This is a genomic window from Paraburkholderia sp. MM5482-R2 (genome assembly GCF_050436125.1).
Taxonomy (GTDB): domain Bacteria; phylum Pseudomonadota; class Gammaproteobacteria; order Burkholderiales; family Burkholderiaceae; genus Paraburkholderia; species Paraburkholderia tuberum.
This window is the reverse complement of sequence record NZ_JBNDLP010000002.1, coordinates 2,888,842-2,900,530: the sequence shown is the minus strand read 5'-3', so window position 1 is coordinate 2,900,530 and position 11,689 is coordinate 2,888,842. Positions and strand designations below refer to the sequence as shown.

Sequence of the window (11,689 nt, the reverse complement as noted above, 5' to 3'; positions counted from 1 at the left end):
AACGGGCAAGCCGCTCGCCGCATTTTCGCTCAAGGGGCCCAGGATGGAATTTCCGCTGAAAGCTGAGGAGGATGGAGCGATTCTTCTGCCACCTCTTACCTGATTCTTCTAGACAAAAACCGGTTGCATAACGCACAAAAGGATGTTTTCGATGATCGTGATCTTGGCGAACCTGAAAATCAAACTCGAGACATCCGAGGCGTTTGTCTCGACGGCCCGGCAGTTGGTCGATGCCTCGCGCGCCGAACCGGGATGCATGGGCTACGAATTGCTCAAAGGAGACGCGGAGACGTCGTACTCGTTCCTTGAGCGCTGCCGCGATGAAGAGGGCGGCGCCGCCCATCGAAAGTCTGATCACTACCGCGTTCTCGGAAGAAAGCTCGGGGACTACATCGATGGCAAACCTGAAACTTAAATTGATCGCATCATGGCTGACGCCGATGCGCTCATTCGGTACCGGTTCGGTGATCTGTTCTGATAGGCCGGTGTGCGCCGCGCTGTCGAGTGCCTGCGCCTGCGAGAGGACTTGGCTGGTTGGGCCGGCAAACACCTTATGGAGAGACGTCAATCATGTCTGAATTCATTACAAAGAGAACTGAGGATGGCGTCCTCGTCGTGACGCTTAACAGGCCTGGCAAGATGAACGCGATCACCGAGCCTATGTACGCTGCGCTGGCTGATCAGATCGATACTGCTCAGGGGGATTCGGAGGTTCACGTCGTTCTCCTCCTATCGGAAGGGGATACATTTACGGCTGGAAACGATATCTCGGCGTTCGCAGGCTGGGCGCAAGCTGAACGTAACGATCTCCCAGTTCCCGTGCACCGCTTTCTGACAGCACTTGCCACGGCGCGTAAGCCGCTCGTCGCTGGCGTGCAAGGACAAGCGATCGGCATAGGTGTGACTTTGCTGCTTCACTGTGACTTTGTCGTCGTTGCGCACGATGCGAAGCTTGTCGCCCCTTTCGTCAATCTCGCCTTGGTGCCAGAAGCTGCATCTACGTTGTTGATGGTTGCACGCGTTGGGCACGCGAGAGCGTTCGCACTTTTCGCAATGGGCAAACCCATGGATGGAGACACCGCGGTATCGTGGGGCGTTGCGAACCTGGCTGTCGAGAGGGGGAGGGTGCGCGAAGAAGCATTGTCTGCCGCAAAGCTCCTGGCGTCTCGGCCCTTGGGTGCGATGATGGCCACCAAGCTACTCATGCGGGACCGGGAGTCAATCCTTGCACAAATCACGGCGGAGAGCCAACAGTTCGCAAGGCAGCTCGGGTCCCCTGAGGCCCGCGAAGTCTTCCATGCCTTCCTTGCGCAGCGGCCACCGAAGGACCTCGATTGAACCTGTGGCCCCTGCGCCGAGATCGAGCGGACGGGGCTCTTTTAATTTTTCACGTCAGACGCCCACCTTTTCGTGCGAGTGTTGGCTTTTCACGTCAGGAATAAACGTGTATATGACCCCATGCCTGAGAGGCGCAATTATTAAGGTTGAGGACCATCTGCAAACCACGCAGGACAGCGGGGGGCGGTCGCTTGAGGGAGTTATTGAACACACTCTGGAGGAGGACTACTGCTTCGCAGTTAATCAAGCGAAGCGCTATGTTTCGAGAATCTACAACCGGCACTTGGCGCAGGCATCGGTTACCGTAGGGCAGTTAGAGATACTTATGGTATTGCGAGAACATGAATTCATGACGATGATTGACCTCGGCGAGATTCTAGTCATGGAGCGTACGACGTTAGCGCGCGCCATCAAACCCCTTATCTCCGCGAGACTACTGTTGAAAGCACGCCATGCACAGTACGGCCGACGCTGTGTACTTTCGCTAACCGAGGCCGGCCTTGACAAGGTAGAACAGGGTGAAGTGCACTTGAGGGCCGCACAACTGGAGCTTGAAAAGCTCTATGGCAGCGCGAAGGCAGCACGATTGCAGGCAGAATTGCTTTCTCTTATTCGATGACGTTCCTGTCCCGCTGGTTCGGCTTGACAGCGGACCACGATGTGCGCAGAAAAGTAAGGAGTCAGGTAGGACGAACCGACGATGACGGCCAACCCCCGTTAAAATCGATAATCGCGCCAGTAAGGAACCGTGCTTCCGTTGAAGCCAGAAACCTGATGACATCGCCGATTTCATCTGGTCGACCGAGCCTTCCAGCCGGAACGTTCTTGGTCACATAATCTTTCCCTTTCTCGTTGTCGATGAATATTGCTTTCGGATAGTAGGCTTCGCTGTACAAAAAGTTGGGAGAGACTGCGTTAACCGCGATCGCATCCGGAGCCAGCTCTACCGCCAGCGACTTTACCAGCGCGTTGGCTGCAGCCCTTGCTGCGTCAGGAATGGCGCCGCCTTGAATAGGTGCGTGCGTGCGGCACGACGTGATCATTACAATGTTCCCACCACCTTGATCCCTCAAAAGAGGAATTGCTGCCTGCAGCAATGCGAACGGATTGAGCACGAGAACTTCGAGCGTTTGTCCAAACTCGTCTAACGACGCCTTTTCGGATGAGATTTGTACCGCTGGGTAGTGGTCGTTGCAAACGATCGCGTTGATCTTCCCGGCCGTCTTCCACGCCTCGGTTACGAGTGTCGCAGGGTTGTCCGCGCAAATCACTTCTGCTGCCGGATGCACTTGGAGGAATTGGGCTATTGCTACAGGGTCCGTGAACGTCGCGTCATGTACGAAAACCCTAAATCCAGCGTCGCTCAGTGCGGTCACGGCTGGCGGTCCGGCATATCCGGCAGCGTTCGTCACAAGCGCTGTTTTCTTCTCATCTGACATAGCGGTCTCGATATAGATCGTCGGCGGTCGCATCTTAGCCTACGAGATACCCAATTGGACAGTTTGCCTTGTAGCTGTCGCGCTTGATCTGATCGCTCAGGTCGATAAGCATGGAGCGGACTGCCACATGACCGAGTCCTCCCGAGCTCGGTGCAGCTCCCCCCGCATGAACAGCAGGCCATCTACTCGAGCTCGAACGTCAAAGCGCAATTGCCTCGAGGGCCCGTGGTGTCGCGACGCACCAACTGGATCGGCAGCACATCATGTGTATACGCCCCCATTCCCCCCGCGCGGATCCGCTCAACGAGCCGGCGCGCAGCCGTGCGGGCCATTGCCTCGACGGGCTGGCGTATCGAAGTAAGCCCCACTAGTGGCGACCCCGAGAGTGGCATGTCGTCGAAACCAATGATGGAAAGTTGGTCCGGCACGCGAATGCCTTGCCGCTTCGCGGCCTCCAAGACACCCAGCGCGATCATGTCGTTCCCGGCGACGATAGCTGTAACCGGATCGGCCTCACGGAGCATCGAGATCGTGCTGGAATAGCCAGACTCGGTCGTGTAGTCGCCCCAGACGAGCGATATCGACTCCGGGGGCAAGCCAATTTCCTTCAGGCAGCTCGATACACCGATCGCACGATCACGACTCGTGGACGTGTTTTGCGGTCCCATCACGAGGCCGATTCGCCGATGACCCAGCTCGTACAGATGCTCGGCCGCGACCGCTCCAGCGTAAACATTATCGATCTCCACGGTGTCAACCATCACGTTGTCCACTGAGCGGACGACCAGCACAATTGGGATTCCTCGCCGTTGCATCTCGGCGACTACCGGTGAATCTAGCGTCGCTGTGGCGAAAATCAGACCGTCCAGATAGCCGTCTATCAGGGGCCGGAAGGCCAGGAGGTTTTCAGAGTCGTTCATCGAATCGATCATTAAGGTGATCTGAAAACCAAGTTCCTGCAACGCGTCGTGCAGATGTGTCAGCAGCACGGTCATGAATCGGTTATGAAGCGCACCGACCACAACACCGATCAACTTGGTCGCCGATTTCTTCGCTCGCCGCCCTTGTGCAGGAAACCGGTAGCCTAGTTCGGCAGCCGCCGCCTGCACTGAACCACGGGTCTCGCTGCTGATTGCGGGATGGCCTGCCAGCGAGCGTGAGACCGTCGACACTGAGATGCCCAGTTTTTCGGCCACGTCCTCGAGCCTTACTTTGACGGGTTTCGCGTCGGCAGGACGTTTTGCACTAGTTTGCATAATGAATGAATCGCTCGTCTGGAGATGGCCCAACGACAGTGCCTTTAGGGTAATCGTCTACCGTTTGCATCCCTTTGCACAAAATATTTGCGATAGATTTGCATCGATGGTAGCGCAAGCCCTCCGTCACCGGGAAGGCAAATCTGGTCAACCATCCTGACAGGAAAAGCAAATGGCAATCCAATATCTGAAGCACGGCCGCAGCGCTGAAGAATCGTCCCAGGACGCAGCAAAAGTGCGCGACACGGTCACTGACATCCTCGCCGATGTCGCCAAACGCGGAGATGCAGCGGTGGCGGAGTTGTCGAAGAAGTTCGATAACTGGTCTCCCGAAAGCTTCCGGCTCTCGGAAAGCGAAATCGCAGCTTGCGTCGGTGCTTTGTCGCAAGGCCAACTGGACGACATCAAGTTTGCGCAGGCGCAGGTGCGCAATTTTGCGCAGGCGCAGCGCGAGGCGCTCCGTGACATCGAGGTGGAGACCCTGCCGGGTGTCGTCCTCGGCCACAAGAACATGCCGGTGGACAGTGTCGCGTGCTACGTGCCCGGCGGAAAATTCCCGCTCGTTGCGTCGGCGCACATGAGTGTTGTCACTGCGAAGGTCGCCGGCGTGCCGCGCGTCATCACTGCCTCGCCCCCAGTGCACGGCAAGCCGAATCCCGCAGTGGTCGCGGCGATGCACCTCGGTGGCGCTGACGAGATTTATACGTTCGGCGGTGTGCAGGCGATCGCCGCGATGGCGCTCGGCACCCAAACAATCGATCCGGTAGCGATGGTGGTGGGGCCGGGCAACGCATTTGTTGCCGAGGCGAAGCGTCAACTGTTCGGTCGCATCGGTATCGACCTCATCGCTGGTCCGACGGAAACGCTCGTTATTGCCGACGACAGCATTGATGCCGAGATGTGCGCGACCGACCTGCTCGGTCAGGCTGAACATGGTTTCAATACGCCGGCTGTCCTCCTGACGAACTCGCTGGCGCTGGCGAAGGACACGATCGCCGAAGTCGAGCGCTTGCTGAAGATTCTGCCGACTGCAAACACCGCGGGTGCTTCATGGCGCGACTATGGCGAAGTTATCGTCGTCGACACGCTGGAAGAAATGGTGCAGGAAGCGGACCGCATCGCTTCCGAGCACGTCCAGGTGATGACTCGCGATCCGGACTATTTCCTCACCAACATGAAGAACTATGGTGCGCTCTTCCTTGGCCCGCGAACGAACGTGGCCTTCGGCGATAAGGTCATCGGCACGAACCATACGCTGCCGACTGGCAAGGCCGCACGTTATACAGGCGGTCTGTGGGTTGGCAAGTTTATCAAGACCTGCACCTATCAGAAGGTTCTGACCGACGAGGCCAGTGCGATGATTGGGGCTTACTGCTCACGACTTTGTGCCATTGAAGGCATGATTGCTCACGGCGAACAAGCGAACATTCGCGTCCGCCGGTATGGGCATCGCGATGTGCCGTATGGTTCCGCCGTGCTCGCGTGAGACGCATAAAAGAATGATACCGACGCTTCCGAGTTTCAGACTCGATGGGAAGACGGCGCTGGTAACAGGAGCCGGCAGGGGAATTGGCCTCGTCGCCGCGGCTGCCCTTGCGCAGGCCGGTGCCCGTGTCACATTGGCCGCGCGGACGGCGCAAGAGCTCGAAAAAGCATGCGAAGCGATCAACGCCGCCGGCGGCGTCAGCGACTACGTCGTGCTCGACGTTACGGATTCCGCCGCGGTGACCGATGAAGTCTTCGCGCATGGGCCGTTCAACGTGCTTGCCAACAGCGCGGGAATGAACCGGCCGATGGACCTCGTAGCAGTGAAAGACGAGGACATCGAAGCAATGATGGCGCTGAACGTGAAGGCGGCATTTTACGCGTCGCGTGCCGTGGCAAGGGGGCTGTTGGAGGCCAGGCAGGGCGGGTCGTTCATCAACGTTTCGTCGCAGATGGGGCACGTGGGAAGTCGCGGGCGCACCGTTTACTGCGCGACCAAGCATGCGATCGAAGGGATGACCAAAGCTCTCGCCTGGGAACTCGGGGCGCACGGGATCCGTGTGAACACGGTTTGTCCGACCTTCATTGAGACGGTATTTACCGAAGAGATGTTCAAGGTGCCGGGATTCCGCGATTGGGTAACGTCGAAGATTGCACTCGGCAGGGTGGGGCGGGTCGAGGAGGTCATGGGTGCCGTGGTGTTCCTTGCGAGCGAAGCCTCGTCGCTCGTGACCGGTAGCGCACTCATGCTGGATGGCGGCTGGACCGCCGCCTGACGTGTATCGGAATCACGCGATGGCGCCGGCGTGGGCATCGACGAAATACGCAACCCGGCCGGCCTCGCCCTGGTAAGTCAGACCGATCTGCTCTTGCAACAGAGGAAATGATGAAAGCTATTGGATCATTTATCGGCAAGCCGGTGGCGATCGTCGGTGCCGGACTCGTCGGTGCAGGGTGGGCCATCGCCTTCGTTCGCGCCGGAGTCACCGTCCGGCTGTTTGACGCCAATCCCCGTGTTTCAGATAAGGCGCTCGCATGGGCCGCGGAACAGTTGTCGGCGCTAGATGCCCATGGGCTTCTCAGTGAACCGCCACAGGTGGTCGTGAGCCGTCTTGTGGGCGTCAGTTCCCTGAAAGAGGCGATCGATGGTGCCGCGTATGTACAGGAGTCGGTGCTTGAGCGACTGGACGTGAAGCGCCCGTTGATGAAGGACCTCGATGCGATCGCGGATGCCGACGTCATCATCGGGAGTTCCAGTTCGGGCATCCCGGCGTCGGCGTTTGCCAACGATCTTCAAATTTCACCGCGCGTGCTGATTGCTCACCCGGTTAACCCGCCTCATCTTGTGCCCGTAGTCGAACTGGTCCCGTCTACACAAACATCCGCACACACGGTCGAATTCGTTGACCGACTGATGGTTGCAATCGGCCAGAGCGTCGTTCATGTCCGCAAAGAAGTCGAGGGATTCGTGCTCAATCGCCTTCAGGCAGCGCTGCTTCGAGAAGCATGGGCATTGCACCGCGACGGGGTAGCAAGTTGCGAGGACATTGACAAGACGGTAAGAGACGGGCTCGGATGGCGATGGTCGTTTATGGGGCCGTTCGAGACCATCGACCTCAATGCGCCGGGCGGCATTGCCGACTACGCCAACAGGTTCGGCCCGCTCTATTACTCGATCGCCCGCTCGCGGGTTAATGATGGTCCGTGGAATGCGGAGGTGATCGCGCAAGTGGAAAAAGATCGGCGACAGCATCTCTGCGCGGATGACCTCGCGGCGCGACGGGATTGGCGAGACGAAAAGCTGATGGAGTTCGCGGCGCGAAAATCTTCGATCACTGGCCAGTGAGTCAGTCAACGCGATGGTGCGACAGGCGCTCAACGCTGAACGTGCGATGCCGATCAGATCATCCGCCAGAAGAAGAAAACAGCGTCGTCGAGCGCGATCATAGCGTCATCAAGCGTTGCACCCGGCCGACGCCTTTCCTTTATGCTTTATAGTCGCGTCTTGTCCCGGCCCTTGAGGCCGATCATCTGCCGCGCTTCCGCGGGCGTCGCGATTTCAAAGCCGAATCGCGTCAAGATATCCCGAATCATCTCAACCTGTTCGGCATTCGACTTCGATAGCCGGCCCGGTCCGCTCGACAGCGAATCCTCCAGACCCACGCGGACGTGTCCGCCCATCAAGGCCGCCTGCGTGACGAGTGGCATCTGGTGCCGGCCGGCGCCGAGCACGGACCACTGATGGGTATCGCCGAAAAGCTTGTCCGCGATGCGTTTCATGTGCACGAGATTCTCCGGATCCGCGCCGATTCCGCCGAGGACGCCCAGCACGAACTGCAGGAAAAGCGGCCCTTTGATGATCCCGCGATCGACGAAGTGCTTCAGCGTGTACAGGTGGCCGACGTCGTAGCACTCGCATTCGAAGCGCGTGCCATGTGCCTCGCCGAGCCGCGTGAACACCTCTTCAATATCGGCGAATGTGTTTCGGAAGATCGTGCGGCGTGTGCCTTCGATGTGGTCGTGCTCCCACTCGTGTTTGAACGTTTTCAACTTGTCGAGCAACGGAAAGGTCCCGACGTTTAGCGACCCCATGTTGCACGAGGCCATTTCCGCGGAAACATCGATCGCCCCCGCAAGCCGTTCGTCGAGCGTCATGGCGTACGAGCCGCCCGTGGTGATATTGATCACCGCGTCGGTCGCCGCGTGAATCTGCGGCAGGAATTGCCGATAGATCGCCGGGTCGAACGCAGGCCGTCCATCTATCGGATTGCGCGCATGCAGATGCAGGATGGCGGCGCCGGCCTCGGCGGCAGCGATCGCCTCGTGCGCTATTTCGTCGGGCGTGATGGGCAGGTATGGTGACATGCTCGGCGTATGGATCGAGCCTGTCACGGCGCAGGTGATGATGACTTTTCGTGCCACGATTTGATCCTCCTATCGGGCCGGTTCGGCCACGAAGCGTTCTCGATGGGGCCCTCGCTCTCGACCGCGCATGGCGTCGCCGCAAGGGCCCAGGTTGCTTTGGTGGTTTGGATAGCGAAATAGGCAGGGGCGGCCCACGGACCCAACGTGGCCTGCCTGCAATCAGCGCCCGAGGAAACGCGCGATGCGATCCCCGATCTCGTTCGGCCGCTCGAGATGAAGGAAGTGACCCACGCCCGGGATGATCTCCCGTTCCAGGCCCTTTGGGAACAGCGGCTCCATGTCCTCGCTGAGATACGTCGCCATGCAGCCGTCTTGCTCGCCGTGTAGGTAGAGCGACGGGACGTCGATCGGCCCGTTCGCACGCGCCTCGAGATCCTGGAGCGTCGGATCCTCTGTCGGTGGCGCGAACAACTGGCGGTAAAAGCCGAACGTCTGGGTCAGGACACCAGGCTTCGCAAGCGCCTCGTTCAGCAATGCGCGCTCGCCATCGGGCAAGACGTAGTTCGGCGACCATTCGCGCCAGAGGCGGTGAATGAACGCGAAGTCATCGCGGGGTACGGCGACCTCGGCAAGGCGCGTTTGGAAGTAGAACATGTACCAGCTGCGGCGTTGTTGGTCTCCATCGGCAAGGAGGGAAGCGACAAACTTCTGCCCGTATGCCACCGCCATGCCGACCAGCTTACCGACGCGGTCCGATCCAAGGCTCGCGGCGGCATAGGCAGCTCGCGCGCCGATGTCATGTCCGATCAGGTGTGCGGTTTCACGTCCAAGAGCCGCGATTAGCGCTAACACATCCTGCCCGCTGGCCGAACTACGGTAGCGGCCGTCGGGCGCAGCACCACCCGGCCAGTATCCCCTCATCGCCGGTGCCACCGCCCAGTAACCTTCCTTGGCAAGTCGCCGGAGAATCGGAACCCAGCTACGCGCGTGGTCGGGAAAGCCGTGCAGGCAGAGTACGAGTGGGCCGTCACCCGCCTCGAGAATGGGGAATTCGAGGCCATTGGCGGCGACTGTTCGCTGCCTCACACCCTCGTCGTTCCAAAGACCTGAATTTGTCAGCAACATCCGGTTATTCCTTTTTCATAGGGTTAGGCTCGATCGCCGGTCTGCACTGATGTTGCGGCGCCTGACGCTCGAGGTGATGCTACGGGCGAGAATGACGAGGCCTTCGGTTAGCTGGCGGTGAAACGCTGTCGCTTGAAGTCCTTTAGATCCCCGTGCTGGAGCTGATTCGGCACGCCCTTCTCGAAGCGCCAGGTTTCCGCCTCGATCACCGCCTTCAGCGGGGTCGCGGGGCGCTTTAGCAAAAGCTCCACGTCGTTCCTGGCGTTCGCGACGTACTTGCCGCCGCCGTTTTGCAGGGCCAAGTTCTCGAGGTGGAGTGAGACATGCTCGGGAAGGCCCGGCGCGAGCGTCCGCAGTTGGTTACGAAAGTCGTCGATTGTCGTGGGGACATAGGTGATCTTGCGCCCGAGCGCCGCCGAGAAATCTTCGGCGAACTCGTACCAGTTCTTCCGCGTAGGGCCAGTAAGCACGTAGGACTTGTGCGCATGACCCTGAGGTGCGGCGAGGACCTCGATGCAGACGTCAGCGACGTCGGCCGTGGCTATGGGCGCGGTCTTGGCGTCGCCGAACGGAAGCCGGATCGTGTCATCTTCTTTGATCGTCGCCGCCGTCATCCACAGCGTGATCGGGTTCTCAACGAAGATCGCAGCCTGAATGTGGCAGACGGGAAGGCCGGACCAGTCGAGGGCGCGCTCTGCCGCCCAATGCACGCGCTGCTGCGGCGACCACTGCACATCGGCGCCAAGGATCGCGATGCGTTCGGCGTCGGGCCGAGACATGTTGTCGAGGGTCATATAGCTTTGCTCGACGTTCGACATATTCACAAAGATTTCGCAACTGCCTTCGCGCTTCGCCGCTGTCGCCATGAGGATGGTCGCGTCGGCATAGGAGGGGTTGGGGCTCATGCTGAAGTAGATGCGCCCCACACCCTGGACTGCACGCGTCACGTCGCGCGGATTAAACAGATCCCCGACGAAGACCTCGGCGCCCATGTCCCGTAGGTCCTGGGCCCGCCTGTCGTCGGTGCGCACGAATGCGCGGACTGGGAGCCCGCGTGCGCGAAGGCCGCGTACGATGCTTCGTCCGATGGAGCCGGTACTGCCGCCGGCGCTGGTTACAAGAATAGGGGCGTCAGACATGGTTTGTGCCTCGCTCTTTTTTGAGTATATGGGCATATGAGACTATCATTTGGTGAGCATGGAAGCAACGCTGATTTCCCTAACGTCCTTATGGGTGAAAAAAGTGCTTTTTCTAGGGGAAAGCCCGCTGTTGACCAGGGTCCGACTGGGGCATAGAGTTACTCAATCTTATCAGCGATAAAATCACCGCACAGTCAGGAGTGATCGAATGAGTGAAGACGTTGTTATCAAGGAAAAGCATGGGTATGTGACCGTGCTCTCTATGAACCATCGCCCATATAACCTTATGAATGCGACGCTGATGGACCCCTTGTTGTCGGCGATGCAAGAGGCGGTCGAAACGGGCTGCCGCGCAATTGTGCTGCGAAGCAATCTGAGACACTTTTGCGCGGGTGCGGACGTCACCCAGTTCAGCGGCCTCATGCAGGCGGCCACGGAGGTCAAGACCGATGGCGCGACTGCGAGTGCTGAGCAAGCGCCCGTTGCCGACGGACCGCGTGCATTCGCCCCCGTCGACGTACTGCGTGCGTTCGAGACGTTGCCAATCCCGATCGTAACGAGCGTACACGGTGCCTGTTTGGGTGGGGGGCTCGAACTCGCGCTCGCTTCGGACTACATCATCGCTGCGCGATCGGCGAAGATCGGCTCGGTCGAAAGTGCACTCGGGTTGCATCCGCTGATGGGGGGGATTCAGCGGCAGGTCCAGCGTATCGGCGTGGCACGTGCGAAGGAGATGTCGATGCTGGGGCGCCGCTACGACGCCGAAACACTTGAGCGATGGGGTCTCATCAATCTGGTCGTCGCGGACGAGGAGCTCGAATCGGCGACCCTCACTGTCGCTCAGGAGCTTGCAAACGGGCCGACGGTTGCACACCGGGTGACAAAGCAGATCGTGACGATTGCAGCCAACGAGGGCGTCGAAGCGGCTGACCTGGCGATGGGCGAATTGCAGAAGGCGATTTGGGCATCCGAAGATGTGGATGTCGGGCTCAAATCCTTCCTTGCGGAAGGCCCCGGCGCAGCCAAGTTCAGGGGGTGCTGA

The 11,689-nt window shown here is 59.4% G+C and carries 12 protein-coding genes; 7 read left to right on the top strand and 5 right to left on the bottom strand.

From position 1 onward, the window contains the following. Nucleotides 1-151: 151 nt before the first annotated feature. The 3 genes from OKW37_RS16210 to OKW37_RS16200 all read left to right on the top strand — a co-directional run bounded on the left by OKW37_RS16210 (nucleotide 152) and on the right by OKW37_RS16200 (nucleotide 1,957). On the top strand, nucleotides 152-415 hold the full coding sequence (locus tag OKW37_RS16210) for a putative quinol monooxygenase (protein WP_429405293.1): 264 nt from the start codon (nucleotides 152-154) through the stop codon (nucleotides 413-415). Nucleotides 416-570: 155 nt separating this feature from the next. Next, a complete protein-coding gene (locus OKW37_RS16205) occupies nucleotides 571-1,338 on the top strand; it encodes an enoyl-CoA hydratase-related protein (protein ID WP_429405294.1) in 768 nt (255 codons plus the stop codon). Between the two features lie 112 nt (nucleotides 1,339-1,450). After that, nucleotides 1,451-1,957 carry a MarR family winged helix-turn-helix transcriptional regulator gene (locus OKW37_RS16200; RefSeq protein WP_429408383.1) on the top strand — a complete coding sequence of 169 codons (507 nt, stop codon included), beginning with the start codon at nucleotides 1,451-1,453 and terminating at the stop codon, nucleotides 1,955-1,957. Between the two features lie 61 nt (nucleotides 1,958-2,018). On the opposite strand, the gene OKW37_RS16195 is transcribed toward OKW37_RS16200, so the two are convergent. Both OKW37_RS16195 and OKW37_RS16190 read right to left on the bottom strand, forming a co-directional pair. After that, nucleotides 2,019-2,777, bottom strand: a complete 759-nt coding sequence (locus OKW37_RS16195) for an SDR family oxidoreductase (RefSeq protein ID WP_429405296.1) — start codon at nucleotides 2,775-2,777, stop codon at nucleotides 2,019-2,021. A gap of 182 nt (nucleotides 2,778-2,959) precedes the next feature. Next, nucleotides 2,960-3,973 carry a LacI family DNA-binding transcriptional regulator gene (locus OKW37_RS16190; protein ID WP_429405299.1) on the bottom strand — a complete coding sequence of 338 codons (1,014 nt, stop codon included), beginning with the start codon at nucleotides 3,971-3,973 and terminating at the stop codon, nucleotides 2,960-2,962. Between the two features lie 232 nt (nucleotides 3,974-4,205). Between OKW37_RS16190 and hisD the strand changes: the two genes are divergently transcribed. From hisD to OKW37_RS16175, 3 genes are all read left to right on the top strand, one after another. Next, nucleotides 4,206-5,519, top strand: a complete 1,314-nt coding sequence (hisD, locus tag OKW37_RS16185) for a histidinol dehydrogenase (protein ID WP_429405302.1) — start codon at nucleotides 4,206-4,208, stop codon at nucleotides 5,517-5,519. A gap of 13 nt (nucleotides 5,520-5,532) precedes the next feature. Next, entirely contained in the window at nucleotides 5,533-6,294 is a 762-nt protein-coding gene (locus OKW37_RS16180) for an SDR family NAD(P)-dependent oxidoreductase (RefSeq protein WP_429405304.1), read from the top strand. 110 nt (nucleotides 6,295-6,404) lie between these two features. Further along, entirely contained in the window at nucleotides 6,405-7,364 is a 960-nt protein-coding gene (locus OKW37_RS16175; protein WP_429509877.1) for a 3-hydroxyacyl-CoA dehydrogenase, read from the top strand. A 146-nt stretch (nucleotides 7,365-7,510) separates the two neighbouring features. On the opposite strand, the gene OKW37_RS16170 is transcribed toward OKW37_RS16175, so the two are convergent. The 3 genes from OKW37_RS16170 to OKW37_RS16160 all read right to left on the bottom strand — a co-directional run bounded on the left by OKW37_RS16170 (nucleotide 7,511) and on the right by OKW37_RS16160 (nucleotide 10,647). Then, on the bottom strand, nucleotides 7,511-8,443 hold the full coding sequence (locus tag OKW37_RS16170; RefSeq protein WP_429408385.1) for a 3-keto-5-aminohexanoate cleavage protein: 933 nt from the start codon (nucleotides 8,441-8,443) through the stop codon (nucleotides 7,511-7,513). A 159-nt stretch (nucleotides 8,444-8,602) separates the two neighbouring features. Beyond that, entirely contained in the window at nucleotides 8,603-9,508 is a 906-nt protein-coding gene (locus OKW37_RS16165; RefSeq protein ID WP_429405308.1) for an alpha/beta fold hydrolase, read from the bottom strand. A gap of 107 nt (nucleotides 9,509-9,615) precedes the next feature. Beyond that, entirely contained in the window at nucleotides 9,616-10,647 is a 1,032-nt protein-coding gene (locus OKW37_RS16160) for an NAD(P)H-binding protein (RefSeq protein WP_429509875.1), read from the bottom strand. A gap of 208 nt (nucleotides 10,648-10,855) precedes the next feature. Between OKW37_RS16160 and OKW37_RS16155 the strand changes: the two genes are divergently transcribed. Then, nucleotides 10,856-11,689 carry an enoyl-CoA hydratase/isomerase family protein gene (locus OKW37_RS16155; RefSeq protein WP_429405312.1) on the top strand — a complete coding sequence of 278 codons (834 nt, stop codon included), beginning with the start codon at nucleotides 10,856-10,858 and terminating at the stop codon, nucleotides 11,687-11,689.